This window comes from Actinoallomurus iriomotensis, assembly GCF_030269445.1.
GTDB lineage: Bacteria > Actinomycetota > Actinomycetes > Streptosporangiales > Streptosporangiaceae > Actinoallomurus > Actinoallomurus iriomotensis.
Map to the genome: position 1 here is coordinate 78,700 of NZ_BSTJ01000013.1, position 16,995 is coordinate 95,694.

Genomic DNA, 16,995 nt, shown 5'->3' on the forward strand with positions numbered 1-16,995 from the left:
CATCGACACCAACGGCGTCGCCCGCCACCTACCGGATCCCCTGAGGGTCCGGACGCCGTCGCGATCAGGCGACGCGGGTGATGAGCCAGTCGTCGATCGCGGCGCGGACGGCGGTCAGGTCGTAGGCGCGTTGGTCGACGTTGTCAACGCGCAGTTCGAACACCGGTATACCCGCGCGTTCGAGCGTTTCGGTGATGAACCAGCCGCTCCGCGCGTCCTCGCCGACCAGATGCACGACTCCGTCGACCTGGTGCAGCCTCGCCTCCTTGAGGTACCACTCGTTCGACCACGGTGGGCGGTACAGCTGGTCCGAGAAGGCGGCGAACCTGGCCGCGAGGGCGCGCATCGGGTCGTCGCCGTAACGGATGTAGCCGTCGGCCGCGATCGCCAGGTACATCGACCAGACGAAGACGGCGCCGTGACGTTCCTCGAAGTGCCGGTAGAAGTCCATGTCGTACCAGAGGCCGCGGCCGATCCACATCAGCCGCAACCGCTCGCCGGGGCAGGCGGCGTCGCCGGCGGCGACGCGTGCGGCGACCTCGTCGTGGAAGCGCCGGGCGGCGTCTCGGGCCCAGACGGTGCCACGGTGCCACTGCGGGACCATGACGCTGGAGATGCTGTCGTCCACGCGAAGCGGGACCGGACGCGTACGGGCGATGAGGTCGCGGGTGCGGCGGTTCCATTCCTCCTGTTCGTTGATCAGAGTCATCACCTCGCGGAAGCGGGACTCGCGGAAGACACGGCCGGTCGTGGTCTCCAAGAAGCGCACCAGCCCTTCCAACTCGGCGACCATGAGGTCCAGACGGGGGGTGCCGATGGCGGCCTCCCACTGTTCGGGCATCAGGTCCCACCAGTTGACCGGGACGGTGTCGGCGGCGGCGTTCTCCAGCGGGTAGTAGGCGATCCCGTCCTGCTCGTCCCAGATGTCGAACACCTTGCGTGAGGCGTCGCCGGTGGTGTCGCCCAGGACGATCGTGGGCCGGGGCAGCCCGTCCCACGGAGGGTCGGGGATCTCCGCGAGGACGGACGCGAGCGATGTGGCACTGTACTGCTCGGAGTAGTCGGGATAGCCGTTCTCGCGGAGCGTCCGCAGGTATTCGCCCGTACGCCGCTTGGCGGCCACGACGGACGCCCACCATTGGTTCACCACGTACGGGATGCCCATCGCCCGGAAGATCTCCTGCGGGGTGTCGGCGTTGACGAGGGCGAGTGGTTCGCCACCGGCCACGGCCTCGCGCAGCCCGGCGAACCATTCCCGCTGGTAGCGGGTGGCCTCGGTCGAGGAGGCGAGGAGCTTGTTCCGCCGGGCCATCAGCCGGCCTCTCCCTTCGGACGGGCGGTGCGCAGGGCGTCCGCGATGATCGGTAGCGCGTCTTCGCCGAGTTCTCCGTAACGGCGGTGTTCGAGGATCACCGCCGGCACACCGGCGGCTCGGCGCTGGGCCGGGAAGTCCCATGCCGGTGCCTCGTCCCCGTCGCGGACGTAGCACACGAGCAGGTCGGGGCGGGAGCGTTCCACGGTGGCGGCGGCCTGGGCGGCGCGGACGCGGACCGACGACCGCGCCGCGGTCGGGTCCCGGTACTGGTAGCGCTCGGCCAGGGCGTCCAGGGTGGGCTCGCCGACGAGCGGTCCGGCGAGTGCGTCTCCCCAGTCGTGGTCGTCGGCGACGATCAGGTAACCGGCGTCTTCGATCGCGCGGTAGACCTCGGGACCGTCATGGGCACTGCCGGTGAGGTAGAGGCGGGGACGGTCGTGGCGGGGCAGGCCGGCGTCGGCGAGCATGAGCCGGTCGAGGAGTCCCGCGTGTTCCTCGGCGGTCAGCACCGCGCCGGCGCCGATCGCCATCAGAGCGTCCTCGCCGCGCAGCGCGGGACGGTCGGCGGTGCGCAGCCGCCGCAGGGCGAGCATCCTCCGTCGCGCCTCGTCGTGCTGCTGGACGGCCTTCGCGAGCTCGTTCCCGCCGATGCGCCGGCCGGACCAGCGTTCGAGCAGCTCCTTCGTCTCGGCGAGCCGGACGCGGTTGTAGCGGGCCGTGGTGCGGTGCGGCAGATGAAGGATGTCGACGAGGTGGGTGCGCGGCAGGGAGGGTTCGACGCCGAGCCTGCGCAGTTCACGGACGGTGTAGAAGAGGCGCAGCGACGCGGCGGAGTCGTTGGAGATCAGCAGCAGGTCCACCTCCGGCTCTCCGGAGAGGAGACCGGCCAGGATCGAACGGGCCGCGGGATCGAGGCCGGTGCCGAGATAGCGGTCGGCGACGGCGCGGTCGCGGGCGGGATCCCCGGACAGCCGCACCGGTAGCGCCCCGGCCGCGGTGACGAGTTCGACGGGGACGTCGGCGCCCACGCATCCCACGACCGGGGCGCCCGTCGCGCGCCGGCGCCGGATGGCGGCGGGCCGGTCGTCGTAGGCGTCGCGCAGTTCCTTGAGCGCCGGGGGCGTGGTGCTCACAGGACGCCTTCGTCGGCGAGCGCGGCCAGGCGTTCGGGGGAGTAGCCCAGCAGCCCGCCGAGCACCACCTGGTTGTGCTGGCCGAGATGGGGTGCCGGGCGGTCGAGACCGGCGTCCGAGGCGGAGAACGTGATCGGGATTCCCGGGCCCAGCAGTCCGGTCGGGCCGTGTTCGGGGTGGACCAGCTCGACGACCTCCCGGCGGGCGAGGACCGTCGCGTCCCGTACGGCCTCCGACGGGTCCCGTACCTCGGAGGCCGGGACGCCGTGGTCCGCGAGCCGCTTGATCGCCTCCGCGCGGGTCAGCCCGGACGACCAGGACCGGATCAGCTCGTGGAGTTCCGCGGCGTTGCGAACGCGCTGGTCGCGAGTGGCGAAACGTTCGTCTCCGGCCAGTTCGGGGCGGTCCATCGCGGTGAACACACCGCGCGCGAACGTGTCCGTCGGGCCGCACAGGGCGATCCAGCCGTCGGCGGCCGGGAAAACGCCGAACGGCGCGAGCCGCGGCACCAGCGCGCCGGTGCGGCTGGGCAGGCCCATCATCTCGTAGGCGTCGAACGGCTCGCAGGACAGGAGTGAGGTGAGCGCGCCGAGCATGGACACGTCGACGTGCTGACCCTCGCCGGTGTGTTCGGCGTGCAGCACGGCGGCGAGGGTGCCGATGACGGCGTACAGCGGGGCGAGCAGGTCACCGGCCGGAAGACCGAACCGGACGGGAGGGTCGCCCGGTTCGCCGGCCGTCATCATCACCCCGCTGAGCGCCTGGATGATGGTGTCCATCGCCTTGCCCGTGCCGGAGCCGCCACCTTGGGCGCCGAAACCGCTGATGGAGGTGTAGACGATGCGCGGGTTGACCGCACGCGCCGCCTCGTAGCCGACGCCGAGCCGGTCGGCGGTGCCGGCCGCGTAATTCTCGACCACGATGTCGGCCTGGCGGACGAGGTCGGCGAAGACCTCCCGGCCGCGGGCCTGCTTGAGGTCGAGCGTGACGCTGAGTTTGTTGCGACCACGGGTCAGCATGGACACCGACATGTCGGTGCCGTCACGGCGCTCGGCGGCCGGGCCGTCCGACCGCGCGTACGGCGAGTTGCCGCGGGAGCTGTCCCCGCCGGTCGCCGGATTCTCGATCTTGATCACGGTGGCGCCCAGCCCGGCCAGCAGCAGCGTGGCGTACGGTCCGGCGAGCGCGGTCGTCAGGTCCAGGACGGTCTTGCCCTCCAGCGGCCGTGCCGTCATCGGGATCCCCCATCCACTTCCGTCAGTTCGATCTCGGCGTCACCGCGCCAGCGCGTCGCGGTGTTCAGTCCCGCGCGGCGGCCGATGCCGTCGATGTAGGCGGCGACGTCCTGGCCGCCCTCGCCGCGGCCACGCGGCACCGGGCGTCCGCGCTCGTCGATCCAGCAGGGCACGTAGCCGGCGCCGGTGAGGCCGGACGGGCCGAAACGCATGGTGGCGATGGCGGTGTTCCGGCTCTCCGGATGGAAGGGGTAGAACGGCATGTCCGGGTCGGGCGCGAATCCGTACAGTTCGACGCGGCGTCGTGCCCAAGCCTCGATCTCCGCGCTGTCGCCGCCGGTCGGGGTCAGGGCGCGGGTGACGGTGACGAAGTTGCCGAGGCCGTGGTAGATCGGGCGGCCGCGATAGACCTCGATGCCCCGCATGATGTGGGCGTGGTGGCCGACGACCGCGTCGGCGCCCGCGTCGATCGCGGCGTGCGCGACGGGCCGCTCGTACATGGCGATCGCGGCCGGGGTGTGGCCGACGCCCTTGTGGAAGGCGACGAGGACGGCGTCGGCCTCGGCGCGGGCGGCCCGCACGTCTTCGGCGAGCCGGTCGAGGTCGTCGGGTTCGGCGAACGTGTAGATACGCGGTGGGCCGCCGGGGCTGGCGTGGTCGAGTTCGTAGTGGGTCAGGACGTGCACGTACGCGCAACCGGCCTTGGCGGAGGTGGCCCACGACTCGCGGGGGCCGACGCAGTTGTAGCTGAGCACGGCCAGCCGCAGTCCGCCGCGTTCGACGACGGCGGGGCGCCGCGCCGCGGGCAGGTTCGGCCCCGCGCCGGTCGTGGCCACGCCGTTGGCCCGCAGATGCCGGATCGTGTCCGCGATGCCGCTCGCGCCGGCGTCGTAGATGTGGTTCCCCGCGAGAGTCGCGACGCCGAACCCCGCGCCGGGCAGCGCCGCCAGGGCGGCGGGGTCGGCGGGCGGGGCGGGCACGTCGGTGCTGGTCCGCTCGGTGCTGTCGGAGTGCGGCACCTCGATGTGCGCGACCGCGACGTCCGCCCCCAGCAGCGTGTCGCGTGCCGGTTCGAAGAACGACGCGGGCTCGGGCTCGTCGAGGATGACGTCGCCGACGGCCATCACGGTGATCTCCGTGCTCATGAGTCCTCCTCCGTCGGAGGAGCGATCCGGCGCACGTGCTTTTTGATTCGCTCGCTCCGCTCGCTCATGCTCGGGCTCCCGTCTCGGCTGCGGCCAGGGGCTCGGCGATGCCGTTCAGCTCGTCGACGAACACACGCACCTCCCGGACGAGCCGCTCCGGGCTCTCCGTGCCGATGAAATGGCCTTCGTCCTCGAAGAGCACGGCCTTGGCGCCCGGCACCGAACGGGCCGCGCGCAACGCCGACTCCGGGGAGATGACGCCGTCCCGCATCGCCGCCAGGATCAGGACGGGAACACGGATGCCCCGCAGCACCTCCGCCAGCTCCTCGTCGGTACGCGCCTGCGGGAACGGCTTGCCCTGGTTGATGAGCGTCTCCCGTTCGGGCTGGGCGAGGTAGTGCTCCACCCGGCGGGCGATCGCCTCCTCGCGCGCCGCTCGCCGGACCGCGTCGTCGGTCCGCCCGTACATGATCCGGAGCTGCTCGGCGATGATCTCGGGGGAGCGGCGGTTCTCGATCATCCGGCGGCGACCCGCCGACGAGTCCGTGCCGCCCGCGCGGTCGTGCGGGGTGCCCACCACCGAGATCAGCGCCTTCAGCCGTTCGGGCCGCCGGGCGGCCAGATGCCAGCCGATGCCGCCGCCGTGCGAGATTCCGGTGTAGATGAACCGGTCGATGCCGAGCCGGTCGGCGAAGGCGCACACATCGTCCGCCCACTGGTCCAGCCAGCCCTGTTCCGGTGGCGAATCCGGGTGACTGGACGCTCCGTAGCCACGCGCCTGGATCGTGTACACGTGATGGCCGGTGGGCGGCGCCGCCAGGCAGCCTGGGTAGGCCTGAGGGTCGAATGCCATGGCGGACGACAGGACGACTTCGTCACCGGTGCCGTACTCGTCGTAGTGCAGCGTGGCGTCTGCGATCTCCATCAGAGGCATGGGGAGCTCTCCTCGTGGTCGGGCCGGTCGTTCGCGGCGGTGGGGGAGAGGAAGAGCCGGATCTGGTCGATCAGCGGTTCGGGTTCCTCGTCCAGGAGCGTGCTGTGGCCGTGATCCTGGAAAAGGACCAGGCGAACGCCGGGGACGGCGGCCGCCGCGCGCAGGTTGTCCTCGGGCCGGCAGAGCCGGTCCTGCATACCTCCGGCGACGAGGACGGGGACGTCGACGCGGCGCAGTTCGGCGGTGACCTCCGCGTCGGTGCGCAGATGGGGCAGCGCGACGCCGGCCCGCGGCAGCGTCTCCGGATCGAGCGTCTCCAGGCTCTTCAGGTAGCGTTCGCGGGCCTGTGCGCGCCGGCGTAGCCGCAGGGGATCGGACGTGGGCGGGCGCATCGAGGCGAAGATCTCCTCGGCCGGCCGCCGGTCATGGGCGGCGGCCCTGCGCTGTTCCCAGCCGGACGAGCGGCCCGGCCCGGCGTCGCGGCCGTGCGGCGCGCCGACCACCGACACCAGTGCCCGCAGTCCGGGCGGGCGGGCGAGTGCCAGGTGCCAGCCGACGACGGCGCCGTGCGACGCCCCGGCGTAGACGTAGCTCGTCTCACCGAGGACGTCGGCGACACGCGCGACGTCCGCCGCCCACCGTTCGTACCAGCGGTCGCCCAGATCCTCGTGGGAACGTGGCGAGCCGTCGGTGCCGCGCAGCTCCAGCGACAGCACGTTGAGGCCGGGAACCTCGGCCAGCATCCGTAGCCAGAGCGGGCGAGGCGGGCCGCCGGGCCCCTGGTGCGCCGCGACGATCGTTCGTTCACCGCGCCCGAGTCTCCTCCAGCGCAGCTCGGCGCCCTCCACCGCCACCACTCCGCTCGTCTCGTGGCCGCTCATGGGGCCTCCTTCGTCGGAGGGAGTGACCACAGGCGCGCGTTTTTTGATTCCCTCGCTTCGCTCGCTCATGGGGCCTCCTTCGTCGGAGGGAGTGACCACAGGCGCGCGTTTTTTGATTCCCTCGCTTCGCTCGCTCATGGGGCCTCCTTCGTCGGAGGGAGTGACCACAGGCGCGTGTTTTTTGATTCCCTCGCTTCGCTCGCTCATGGGGCCTCCTTCGTCGGAGGGAGTGACCACGGGCGCGTGTTTTTTGATTCCCTCGCTTCGCTCGCTCATGGGGCCAGCTCCTTCATCAGCCGGTCGCGGACGCCGTCGGTCGCGCTGTCGGCCGTCGAGACGATCCGGCCGAGCTTGAGGACGGCCACCCGGTCGGCGACCCGCAGGCTGAGGTCGACGTTCTGCTCCGCCATGAGCAGGGAGATGCCTCGCCGCTCCCGCTCGGCCCGGAGCACGTCGCCGACCGTGTCGACGACGCTCGGCTGGAGACCGTCGCTGATCTCGTCGATGATGAGCAGCCGGGGTTCGCGCAGCAGCGCCAGCGCGAGCACGAGCATCTTCTGTTCGCCGCCGGACAGCGTCCCGGCGGTCTGCCAGAGACGGTTCGTCAGCACGGGGAAGTAGGTGAGCACCTCTTCGCGGCGTTTCGCCGTGTGACCGCGAGGCATGTGCATGGTGGCCGCCTGGAGGTTCTCCGCGACGGTCAGGTCGGTGAAGAGGTTCCCCTCCTGAGCGGCGTAGCCGACGCCGAGACGCACGATCCGGTGGGCGGGCCGGCCGGTGACGTCGGTGTCGCCCACGCGGACCGTCCCGGTCGTCCGTCCGGCATGGCCCATGATCGCCTTGAGCAGGGTGGACTTGCCCATGCCGTTCCGGCCGACGACGGCCAGCGCCTCGCCGGCCGCGACGTCGAACGACACCTCGCGGATGACGGTCGCCGCGCCGTACCCGGCGTCGAGATCTCGTACGTGCAGGCCGAGGGTCCCGGTGGTGATGTTCGCGCTCATCGGACCGCCGTCCCGAGATACGCGCTGCGTACGGCGTCCGATTCGCGGACGGTCTCGGGCGGGCCGTCCTCGATGACGCGGCCACCGTGCAGCACGGCCACACGGTCGGAGACGCGGATGACGAAGTCCAGGTCGTGCTCGATGAGCACGACCGCGATCCCGATGTCGCGCAGGTGCTCCAGGACCTGGCCGATGTCGTGGCGTTCGTGGGCGGTGAGCCCGGCGGTCGGCTCGTCCAGGATGATCACGCGGGGCCGTGCCGCGACGGCCATCGCCACCTCGAGGCCCTGCCGCAGTCCGTGCGAGAGGTCGGACGACGGCGTGTCGGCCCGTCCGTCCAACCCGGCGATCCGGACGATGTCGATCACGGACGGGGCCACCTCGACCGCCGCGCTGCGCCGCCACGGCGACGGCAGCGCCCCGCGCCGGTCGGCCAGCAGCAGCGCCTCGGCGACGCTGAGGCTGGCGAAGACGGACGGGATCTGGAACTTTCGGCCCACGCCGGCGCGGGCGATCTCGTGCGGTGCCGGCCGGTCGCCGAGCCGCCGGTCCGGCAGCAGGAACTCGATCGTCCCGCGCGACCGCAGCCGTCCATCGGTGATGACGCTGGTCAGCGTCGACTTTCCGGCGCCGTTCGGCCCCACCACGCACAGCAGTTCGCCCGCGACGACGTCGAGGGTGACGCCGTCCAGGACGCGCAGGGAACCGTACCCGAACACCAGGTCGCGAATGCGGATCACGGGCCCGCCGTCGCCGGGGTCCGGCGCCGGACCGCCCGTTCCGGCGGACGCGGCGGCGAGGAGGCGTCCGCGCGGCGGGTGCCGGCGGGCGAGCAGCCGTCCGGTGAGCCGGACGAGCGGCCCGAGCAGCCCGCCGGGAATGAAGACCACAACGGCGATCAGCAGCGCGCCCTCGATGATCGTCCACTGGGCGGGGAACTGCTCGTTCAGCTTCGCGCCGGCCAGGCTCATCACGATCGCGCCGATCATCGGGCCCACGATGGTGGCGCGGCCGCCGACGGCGACCCAGACCAGCATCGCGGTGGCCAGCGTGAAGCTGAACTGGCCGTCGTTGGCGACACCGGTCATCATCGCGAAGACCGCCCCGGCGAGTGCCGTCACGGCCGCACCCGCCGTGAACACCCAGATCTTGACGTTGACGTCGTTGTAGCCGAGGTAGCGGGCGCGCGGTGCGTTGTCGCGGACGGCGCGCATCAGCAGTCCGAAGTCGCTGCGGACGACCACCAGCGCGACGGCGACGGTCACGGCCAGCATCGCCGCGGTGATGTAGTACCAGCCCAGCGAGGAGACTCCGGGCAGGTTGAAGCCGAACAGCCCGTTCTCGCCCCCGCCGAGACCGGGCGTCTGGTCGTAGACCGTGACGGCGGCGGTCGCCAGCGCGAGCGTCACCACGACGATGTAGAAGTCGTTCGACCGGCGTGACGACAGGCACAGCCGCGCGACGATCGCGGCGAGGACCGTCGCGGTGACCACGCCGATGACGACGCCTGCCAGATACCGGCCGGCCGAGCCGTGGACCTCGGTGACCAGCCCGACGTCGGACAGGACCGTGGTGGTGTGGCCGACCGACAGGGCGCCGATGCCGAACCAGAGCGCGTGTCCGAGGTCGGGCACGCCGGCGTAGCCCCAGACGAAGTCCAGGCTCACCGCCACGATCGCGTACAGGAACGCCTGGGCGAGCAGTTGCTGGTAATAGGTGCCGCTGAGGAAGGGCGTCACCACCACGACCACGGCCATCGCGGCCACGGCGGCCGCCACCGGCCTAGACATGAGCCCTCCTGAACCTTCGCACGTCGATGCCGTCCGGCAGGACGCCGAGGACGACGACGGCCACGGCGATGACGGCGACCGTCGCGTACGCCGGTTTGGACCAGTAGGCGAAGCCGACCTGCACGATCGACAGGACGACACCGGAGATGACCAGGCCGTGCAGGGTACGGCCGGACATCATCACCGCGAGGAAGGCGGGGATGAGCAGGTTCCCGGCGTAGTTCGGGCTGATCCCGGAGATCGGGCCGAGCAGGACGCCGACGAACCCGGCGAGGGCACAGCCGAGGACGAAGGTGGTCTGCCGGACGAGCGATGTGTTGATGCCGCTGTCCTCGGCGAGGTCCGGGTCGGCCATGCACATCCGCACCCGCAACCCGACCCTGGTGAAGCGGGTCAGCGCCCACATCGCCACGACCAGCAGGACGGCGGCGACCACCAGCAGTACCCGGTACTTCTGCCAGGTGGTGCCGAACAGGGCGAACGAGCCGTGCAGCGGTGTGGCCATGACGCGGCTGTCCGGCCCGTACCGCAGCTGGATGAGCTGGGTCAGGACCAGCGACAGGCCCCAGGTCGCCAGCATCGTCTCCAGCATCCGCTCGCGGACCCGCCGCAGCAGCAGGGTCTCGGCGGCGGCGCCCAGCAGCCCGGTGACGACCGCGGCGATCAGCGCGCCCGTCCAGAAGCCGAGGCGCGGCCCGATCTCCAGCCCGGTGTAGACACCGACGGCCATGAAGCCGGTCTGGGCGAGGTTGACGATGTGCATCAGGCCCAGCACGATCGCGAGTCCCATGAGGACGAGCAGGGTGGTCGCACTGGTGTTGATCATGCTGATGAGAACGGTCATGTCGTCTCCCGCCCGGTCACTGCCTGCAGCCGACGGCGGGGTCGGCGGACGGGACGGTGTTCAGGACGGTGGAGGCGGAGCCGTTCGCGTCGACCTTCCAGATCCGCATCGGCATCGTGACGTACCGGTTCGCCGCGGCGGTCACCTTGCCGCTGGGCGTGTCCACCGCGGCCGCGGAAAGGGCCGTCGCCAGCGCCGCCGATGAGGGCTTCTTACCCTTGGCAAGAGTGTCGATCGCCTTGGTGACGAGCGTCATGCCCTGATAGCTGAGGATGGCGTCACCGGGGTTCACGTTCGGCGCCGTCGCCTTCAGCGCCGCGAGGTAGGCGGTGTTGGCGGCGTTCTGGTCCGCGGGGTCGTAGGGGGCTGCGTAGATCACGCCCTTCGCGGCGGAGCCGAGCGCTTTCGCCGTCTTGGTGGCCATCTGCATGTCACCTTGCGCGAGCCGGTCCGCACCCGCGTTCGCCGCGAACTGCTTGTGGTAAGTGATGTTGTCGCCCGCGACCACGGCGCTGAACACGGTGTCGGCCCCGGACGAGACGATCTTGGAGATGTCCGGGGAGAAGTCGGAGGTGCCCAGCGGCTCGTAGCCGGTCCCGACGACCGTTCCGCCCTTGGCCTCGATCTGGGCTCTGACGATGGCGAAGGTCGCCTTCGGGGAGGCCGAGTCGGTACCCATCAGATAGAACCTCTTCGAGCCGTGGGCGAGCAGGTACTCGATGAGCGGCAGCGCCGCCTGCTTGGGCGATGGCCCGTAGTTCCACATGTTGGGGAAGCAGAACTCCGTCGCCCCGGTGGAGAAGGAGATGTACGGGATCTTCCGGACGGCGGCGACCGCACGGCACGCCTGCGCGTTGGCGGCGGGCTGACCGGCCACGATGAGGTCGACGTGGTCCTGGTTGACGAATCGCTGGCAGACCTGCGTGGAGGTGGCCGGGTCGCTGGCGTCGTCACCCTTCGTCAACTTGATCTTCCACCCGCCCGACCGGTCGTGGACCTTCACCGCGCTCTCGACGCCGCTGGTGAAACCGCCCGCGTAGAGCGCGGCCGTGCCGGACAGGGGCGCGATGTAACCGACCTTGAGAGTCGAACCGTCGCCGCTCGCCTCGCCCGTCCCGCAGGCGGAGAGGGGAAGGAGCAGTGCGGCGGCGGCCGCGCACAGAGCGCGTCGTCGCATGCGCGCAGGGGTGGGGGATGGGTGACGTGCCCCGGTGTTGGCGAACATCCGGGTACCTCCTCGATGACACCACGCCGTATCCGGCGTGAAGGAGCGTGTGGAGTGGAATGAGCCGTCAGTGCCACGGGCGGTCATCGACGTCACGGCACGCGTGGTCGCGTCAGTGCGCGCCGACGGTGCGCCGTGTCGTGATGTGAATCGAGATCGTGTGGGGGGATGGGGCCCGTCCGGGGACGGGCGTGTGATGCCTCAGCGGCGGCCGGCTACCACCAGACGTCCCGGTGGGCCTCATCGACCACCTCGATCAGGCGGGTGACCGACGGAGCTTGGAGATCGTCGAAACGCAGCGGGCGGCCGTCGCGGTGGGCGCGGACGGTTCCGAGGGCCAGGTCGGCGAACTGGGCGGCCACCGTTTCCAGGCCGAGAGCGCCGTCGGCCTGGTACCACTGGGTGACCAGTGTGGTCGAGCGCATCAGCGCGATCCGCGCCAATGACGCCGACCCGAAGGTGAAGACGCCCTCCGCCTGCCCGCGGGTGAGGACGTCGGTCCACAGACGGTTCGTCCGTGCGCGCTGGCGGCTGATCGATGGATGGTCGGACCAGTCGTGCGCGTGCAGTTCCTGCTGCAGCAACTGGCCCATCTGCGGATGTTTGATGGGGACGATGACCTGGACGCCGATGAGGGCGGCGAGCCGTTCCTCCGGCCGGTCGACGATGGCACAGGCGTTCTGCAGCGCTTGGCCGTGCCGGCTGAGCCCTTCCAGTACGAGATCGGTCAGGGCCTCGTCCTTGGAACTCAGATAGTGGTAGAGCATCGAGGTGCTCACGCCGGCGTGCGCGCCGATCTCGCGGATCCCGGTCGCGTAGAACCCTTTTCGCGAGAACAGCTCCAGCGCAGCCCGTGACAGCCGGACGTTGACGGGCGTGCCGTCCGCGGCCCGGCGGCCGCGCCGCCCCTGCCCCGGCTTGTCGGCGTCTCCGCTCATCCGGCCCTCCGCGGTGGGTCATCTCGTTATCGTTCGATCGGTCGATCGAACGGTTGCCGCAGAACGTACCTATTGATCGATCGATCGGTCAATACTTGGGGCGAGTCTGTGAGTGTCGAATTTCAGGCCGGTCATCGGCTCGTCAATCGACGCGGACCGGCGATCGGCTATGCGTAATGGCGGAGGATGGCCTGCGCGGCGCAGGCGGGTTTGTCGGAGCCTTCGATCTCCACGGTGAAGGCGAGCCGCATCTCGACACCGTCGCCGCGAACGTCATCGACGGACTCCACCGTGCCGTGCAGGCGGATCTTGGCGCCCACCCTCACCGGCTGCGGAAAACGGACCTTGTCCAGGCCGTAGTTGATGCTCATCGAGACGCCGTCGATGGTCAGCAGCTCGGTGAAGAGAGGAATGATCAGGGACAGCGTCAGGTAGCCGTGGGCGATCGTGGCCCCGAACGGGCCGGTGGCGGCACGCTCGGCATCGGTGTGGATCCACTGATGGTCGTCGGTGGCGTCGGCGAAGGTGTTCACCCGTTCCTGGGTGATCTCCAGCCAGTCGGTACGGCCCAGGTCGGTCCCGGCGAGAGCCTTGATCTCGTCGAGGCCGGTGACGGTGCGTGAGGCGGTCATGGCGGGTCTCCTTCACGAAGGGGTACCGAACTTCTCTCGAATTCGGGACTTTATGAGCTTTCCGGCGCCGGTGCGGGGCAGAGCGTCGGTGAGGACGAGTGATTTAGGGATCTTGTAGCGCGCCAGACGTCCTTCGAGGGAGGCGAGAATGTCCTCGGCGCTCGCCGTGGCGTCGGACGCGAGAACGACGACGGCGCGGGGTACCTCGCCCCAGCTTTCGTCCCGGACACCGATGACGGCGCAGTCACCGACGGCCGGATGTTCGTAGAGCAGGTTCTCGATCTCGGCCGGGTAGATGTTCTCGCCGCCTGAAATGATCATGTCTTTGGCGCGGTCGACGATGGTGACGTACCCGTCGTCATCGGTGCGGGCGATGTCTCCGGAACGGAACCAGCCGTCGTGGAGGGCCGCGGCCGTCTCGTCGGGGAGGTTCCAGTAACCGCTCATGACGTTCGGGCCCTCCACGAGCAGTTCGCCGCGCGAGGAGTCGTGGCCGGCGGGGTCGACGATGCGGACGTCGTCGAAGAAGTGCGGAAGGCCGGCACTGCCGGACTTGTCGAGGGCGTGCTCGGCGTCGAGCAGGCACACGCCGGGGGACGCCTCGGTCATGCCGTAGCCCTGGATGAAATCCAGTCCGCGCCGCCGGTAGGTCCGGATCAGTGTTTCCGGCACCGGAGCGCCACCGCACAGCATCATCCGTACCGACGACAGGTCGGCCTCGGCGAACCGTGGCTCCGCGGCGATCTGCTGGAACATGGCCGGCACGCCGAACATCACCGTGACGCGGAGCCGCTCGACCAGGTCGAGAGTGCGGGCCGGGGAGAACGACTCCTCGAGCACGAGGGTGCCGCCTTTGAGCACGGTGGGCAGGCAGGTCATGTTCAGCGCGGCCGTGTGGAACAGCGGCGCGGACAGCAGTGCCACGTCACCGGCGGCGAACTCCCCGTCGACCAGGGTGTTGACGCTGTTCCAGACGAGGTTGCCGTGGGTGAGCACGGCGCCTTTGGCGCGCCCCGTCGTGCCGGAGGTGTACATGATCATGGCGGTGTCGGCGTGCGTCACGCGGATGTCGATGGGCGTCGAGGGACAGGCGGCGAGCGCCTGGTCGAGGCCGGTGTCCACGGTGACGCGGCGCGGAACGTCGCTGGTGACCGCGAACGCTTCGAAGGCCGGGGTGTGCACCAGCACGCTCGCCCCGGAGTCCGTGAGGCAGTGCCGCAGCTCCGGCTCGGCGAGCCGGGTGTTGAGCGGCACGAAGATGGCTCCGAGCTGGCCGGCGGCGAACAGGGTCTCCAGGAACGAGGGATGGTTCGGGCCGAGGAAGGCGACCCGGTCGCCGGGCCGCACGCCGAGGTGGCGCAGGTGGTGGGCCAGGCGCGTGGTGCGATCGTGTAGTTCGGCGTAGGTGAGCTGGACGCCCTCGTGGATGACGGCGGGGCGGTGGGGGGTTCTGCGGGCGCGTCGCGCGGTCCAGGATCCGATGCCGTGGTTGCGCATACCGGGCCGTGCCTTTCGGATGGGTCGGGGGGTCAGCCGGAAGTGAGGCCGAGGAGGCGGAGCGCGTTGTCCTTGAGGATGAGCGGCCGTACGTCGGGCTTGATGTCGATCTTCTCGAAGTCGCTCAGCCAGCGGTCCGGGGTGATGACCGGGTAGTCCGAGCCGAAGAGCACTTTGTCCTTGAGCAGCGTGTTGGCGTAGCGGACGAGCTGCGGCGGGAAGTACTTCGGCGACCATCCGGACAGGTCGATGAACACGTTCGGCTTGTGCGTCGCCACGGCCAGCGCCTCGTCCTGCCACGGGAAGGACGGGTGCGCCAGGATGATCCGCAGATCGGGGAAGTCGGTCGCCACGTCGTCGACCAGCAGGGGATTGGAGTACTTCAGGCGGATGCCTCCTCCGCCCGGCACGCCCGCGCCGATGCCGGTCTGCCCGGTGTGGAAGAGGGCGGGCACACCGAGCTCCGCGATGGCCTCGTACAGCGGGTAGGCCATGGGATCGTCGGGTGCGAACGCCTGGAGGCTGGGATGGAACTTGAAGCCTCGTACGCCGTACTCCTCCACCAGCCGGTGCGCCTGGCGTACCGCTGCCCGGCCTCGCCACGGGTCGAGTGACGCGAAGGGGATGAGCGCGTCCGCGTGGGCGGCGCAGTCCTCGGCGATCTCCTCGTTCGGGATGGGCGGGTGGCCCAGGGCGTGCTCGGCGTCGACGGTGAAGACGACCGCCGCCATGTGGCGCCGTCGGTAGTAGTCGGCCATCTGGTCGATCGTGGGCTGCCGGTGACCCTGCGCGGCGAAGTACTTCTCCGACGCGGCCATGAGCTCCGGGGGCAGGGAGGGATGGCCGGTACGGGACACCTCCGCGTGCGTGTGCACGTCGATCGCGGTCAGCTGCGCCACGTCCATGGTGGCCATGTCAGTTCCCCGTCGATTGGGGTGCGGGGATGCCGAAGGACTCGGGCTGCGCACCGACGCCTTCGGTCCAGGCGGCGGCGATCTCATCGGCGTTCCAGCCGCCGTCCCGCAGCTCCACCTTCTTCTCCTGCGGGTGGGTCCACAGCGCCAGCCGGTCCCCGCCGACACCGATCGCCTGGCCGGTGATGGCGGCCGATGCGTCGGAGGCGAGGAAGGTGACGAGGCCGGTGACGTCCTCGACGGTGCCGATGCCCTCGTCCTTGCGCATCCAGCCCGGCAGGGGTTCGCCGGTGCGTTCGGCCTCCGCGATGGCCGGCGCGAACGCCGGGATCGTCTTGGTCATCTCGGTGGCGGCCACGGGGACGACGGCGTTCACCGTGATCCCGGCTCGGGCCAGTTCCAGGGCCCAGGTGCGCGCCATGGCCACGATGCCGGCCTTGACCGCCGCGTAGTTGGTCTGCCCGAAGTTCCCGCGCTGGCCGGCCGGCGATCCGATCACGATGATGCGCCCGCCCTCGCCCTGCTCCCGCATCCGCGTCGCGGCGGCCCGGGCGCAGGTGAAGGTGCCGCGCAGGTGGACGCGGACGACGTCGTCGAAGTCCTCGTCGGTCATCTTCCACAGGACCCTGTCGCGCAGGATGCCGGCGTTGGTCACCAGGACGTCGAGCCGGCCGAAGTGCTCCACTGCCGTGGAGACCAGGTTCTCGGCCGTGGGGGTGTCGCCGACCGCGGCGGTCACTCCGAACGCCCGGCCGCCCGCCGACCGTACGCTCTCCACCGCGGCGTCGACCGCCTGGCGGTCCACGTCGTTGACCACGACGGACGCCCCGGCCGCGGCGAGTGCGCGGGAGTAGGCGAGCCCGAGGCCGCGGCCGCTGCCCGTGACGACGGCCACCTTTCCGGTCAGGTCCACTGGAGCCACCCTTCATCGACAGGATTCCTGGCTATGGGGGGCCAGTCTGCTGACCGACAGGAATCCTGTCAATGGGGTAGGGTGAATCCGATGTCACGCCAGGGTGTGCGGTGCACGAGCGAAGGGGAGGGTGCCGTGGCGGAAGCGGCCGCGCGGCCGGCCGGGAGAGGCGCGAAGGCGGCCCCTTCGCTGCTGTACCTGGTCAAGCGCACCGAACTCGCCGTACGGGCGCGCCTCGACGAAGTGCTCAAGCCATCGGGGCTGACCGCCCTGCAGTACACCGCGCTGACCGTGCTGGAGCGGCATGACGGGCTCACCGCCGCTCAACTCGCCCGCGACTCCTTCGTCACCGCACAGTCCATGGCCGACATGGTCCGCACTCTGGAGAGCCGGGGCCACGTCGTCCGGCGCCCCAACCCGGCCAACCGGCGGGAGCTTCTCATCGCGCTGACCGACCTCGGGCATCGGCTCCTCGCCGACTATGAGGAGTCGGTACGCGGCATCGAGCGACGCATGACCGACGGCCTCACCGACGACGACGCCGCCCGGCTGCGCCTCGCCCTCGATCATGCGTGGCGCCGGCTGTCCTGACGCG

General features: G+C 70.6%; 16 protein-coding genes. 1 reads left to right on the forward strand and 15 read right to left on the reverse strand.

The features are described from left to right. Positions 1-64: 64 nt before the first annotated feature. The 15 genes from QSK37_RS41190 to QSK37_RS41260 form a co-directional block, all read right to left on the reverse strand. Positions 65-1,312, reverse strand: a complete 1,248-nt coding sequence (locus tag QSK37_RS41190; RefSeq protein WP_285632347.1) for a 2-hydroxyacyl-CoA dehydratase family protein — start codon at positions 1,310-1,312, stop codon at positions 65-67. Then, on the reverse strand, positions 1,312-2,448 hold the full coding sequence (locus QSK37_RS41195; RefSeq protein ID WP_285632350.1) for a 2-hydroxyacyl-CoA dehydratase family protein: 1,137 nt from the start codon (positions 2,446-2,448) through the stop codon (positions 1,312-1,314). Before QSK37_RS41195 ends, QSK37_RS41190 begins: the two co-directional genes overlap by 1 nt. Continuing rightward, positions 2,445-3,683 carry a CaiB/BaiF CoA transferase family protein gene (locus QSK37_RS41200; protein WP_285632353.1) on the reverse strand — a complete coding sequence of 413 codons (1,239 nt, stop codon included), beginning with the start codon at positions 3,681-3,683 and terminating at the stop codon, positions 2,445-2,447. The genes QSK37_RS41195 and QSK37_RS41200 overlap by 4 nt, the downstream gene beginning before the upstream one ends. Then, positions 3,680-4,828, reverse strand: a complete 1,149-nt coding sequence (locus QSK37_RS41205; RefSeq protein WP_285632357.1) for a CapA family protein — start codon at positions 4,826-4,828, stop codon at positions 3,680-3,682. Before QSK37_RS41205 ends, QSK37_RS41200 begins: the two co-directional genes overlap by 4 nt. 64 nt (positions 4,829-4,892) lie before the next feature. Continuing rightward, positions 4,893-5,762 carry an alpha/beta fold hydrolase gene (locus QSK37_RS41210; protein ID WP_285632360.1) on the reverse strand — a complete coding sequence of 290 codons (870 nt, stop codon included), beginning with the start codon at positions 5,760-5,762 and terminating at the stop codon, positions 4,893-4,895. Beyond that, positions 5,753-6,643 carry an alpha/beta fold hydrolase gene (locus tag QSK37_RS41215; protein ID WP_285632363.1) on the reverse strand — a complete coding sequence of 297 codons (891 nt, stop codon included), beginning with the start codon at positions 6,641-6,643 and terminating at the stop codon, positions 5,753-5,755. The genes QSK37_RS41210 and QSK37_RS41215 overlap by 10 nt, the downstream gene beginning before the upstream one ends. A 272-nt stretch (positions 6,644-6,915) precedes the next feature. Continuing rightward, on the reverse strand, positions 6,916-7,647 hold the full coding sequence (locus tag QSK37_RS41220; protein ID WP_285632366.1) for an ABC transporter ATP-binding protein: 732 nt from the start codon (positions 7,645-7,647) through the stop codon (positions 6,916-6,918). Further along, positions 7,644-9,437: a branched-chain amino acid ABC transporter ATP-binding protein/permease gene (locus QSK37_RS41225; protein WP_285632369.1), complete on the reverse strand. Its 1,794-nt coding sequence runs from the start codon at positions 9,435-9,437 to the stop codon at positions 7,644-7,646. The genes QSK37_RS41220 and QSK37_RS41225 overlap by 4 nt, the downstream gene beginning before the upstream one ends. Then, positions 9,430-10,281, reverse strand: a complete 852-nt coding sequence (locus QSK37_RS41230) for a branched-chain amino acid ABC transporter permease (protein WP_285632372.1) — start codon at positions 10,279-10,281, stop codon at positions 9,430-9,432. The genes QSK37_RS41225 and QSK37_RS41230 overlap by 8 nt, the downstream gene beginning before the upstream one ends. Positions 10,282-10,297: 16 nt before the next feature. Continuing rightward, positions 10,298-11,458 carry an ABC transporter substrate-binding protein gene (locus QSK37_RS41235; RefSeq protein WP_285632375.1) on the reverse strand — a complete coding sequence of 387 codons (1,161 nt, stop codon included), beginning with the start codon at positions 11,456-11,458 and terminating at the stop codon, positions 10,298-10,300. Between the two features lie 263 nt (positions 11,459-11,721). Then, entirely contained in the window at positions 11,722-12,444 is a 723-nt protein-coding gene (locus QSK37_RS41240; protein ID WP_285632378.1) for a TetR/AcrR family transcriptional regulator, read from the reverse strand. Between the two features lie 167 nt (positions 12,445-12,611). Continuing rightward, positions 12,612-13,076 (reverse strand): MaoC family dehydratase, encoded by a 465-nt coding sequence (locus QSK37_RS41245; RefSeq protein ID WP_285632381.1) that lies wholly within the window; start codon positions 13,074-13,076, stop codon positions 12,612-12,614. A gap of 12 nt (positions 13,077-13,088) precedes the next feature. Further along, positions 13,089-14,573: an acyl-CoA synthetase gene (locus tag QSK37_RS41250; protein WP_285632384.1), complete on the reverse strand. Its 1,485-nt coding sequence runs from the start codon at positions 14,571-14,573 to the stop codon at positions 13,089-13,091. 32 nt (positions 14,574-14,605) lie between these two features. Then, positions 14,606-15,487 carry an amidohydrolase family protein gene (locus QSK37_RS41255; protein WP_285632387.1) on the reverse strand — a complete coding sequence of 294 codons (882 nt, stop codon included), beginning with the start codon at positions 15,485-15,487 and terminating at the stop codon, positions 14,606-14,608. A gap of 1 nt (position 15,488) precedes the next feature. Next, a complete protein-coding gene (locus QSK37_RS41260) occupies positions 15,489-16,400 on the reverse strand; it encodes an SDR family NAD(P)-dependent oxidoreductase (RefSeq protein WP_285632390.1) in 912 nt (303 codons plus the stop codon). Between the two features lie 135 nt (positions 16,401-16,535). Here QSK37_RS41260 and QSK37_RS41265 point away from each other — a divergent pair, with 135 nt between their 5' ends. Further along, a complete protein-coding gene (locus tag QSK37_RS41265; protein WP_285576541.1) occupies positions 16,536-16,991 on the forward strand; it encodes a MarR family winged helix-turn-helix transcriptional regulator in 456 nt (151 codons plus the stop codon). The last annotated feature ends 4 nt before the right edge of the window (positions 16,992-16,995 follow it).

Coding starts and splice junctions, on each gene's coding strand:
- QSK37_RS41210 (WP_285632360.1), bottom strand. CDS start 5,762: ATGCCTCTGATGGAGATCGCAGACGCCACGCTGCACTACGACGAGTAC.
- QSK37_RS41225 (WP_285632369.1), bottom strand. CDS start 9,437: ATGTCTAGGCCGGTGGCGGCCGCCGTGGCCGCGATGGCCGTGGTCGTG.
- QSK37_RS41205 (WP_285632357.1), bottom strand. CDS start 4,828: ATGAGCACGGAGATCACCGTGATGGCCGTCGGCGACGTCATCCTCGAC.
- QSK37_RS41220 (WP_285632366.1), bottom strand. CDS start 7,647: ATGAGCGCGAACATCACCACCGGGACCCTCGGCCTGCACGTACGAGAT.
- QSK37_RS41235 (WP_285632375.1), bottom strand. CDS start 11,458: ATGCGACGACGCGCTCTGTGCGCGGCCGCCGCCGCACTGCTCCTTCCC.
- QSK37_RS41230 (WP_285632372.1), bottom strand. CDS start 10,281: ATGACCGTTCTCATCAGCATGATCAACACCAGTGCGACCACCCTGCTC.
- QSK37_RS41250 (WP_285632384.1), bottom strand. CDS start 14,573: ATGCGCAACCACGGCATCGGATCCTGGACCGCGCGACGCGCCCGCAGA.
- QSK37_RS41255 (WP_285632387.1), bottom strand. CDS start 15,487: ATGGCCACCATGGACGTGGCGCAGCTGACCGCGATCGACGTGCACACG.
- QSK37_RS41245 (WP_285632381.1), bottom strand. CDS start 13,076: ATGACCGCCTCACGCACCGTCACCGGCCTCGACGAGATCAAGGCTCTC.
- QSK37_RS41215 (WP_285632363.1), bottom strand. CDS start 6,643: ATGAGCGGCCACGAGACGAGCGGAGTGGTGGCGGTGGAGGGCGCCGAG.
- QSK37_RS41190 (WP_285632347.1), bottom strand. CDS start 1,312: ATGGCCCGGCGGAACAAGCTCCTCGCCTCCTCGACCGAGGCCACCCGC.
- QSK37_RS41240 (WP_285632378.1), bottom strand. CDS start 12,444: ATGAGCGGAGACGCCGACAAGCCGGGGCAGGGGCGGCGCGGCCGCCGG.
- QSK37_RS41200 (WP_285632353.1), bottom strand. CDS start 3,683: ATGACGGCACGGCCGCTGGAGGGCAAGACCGTCCTGGACCTGACGACC.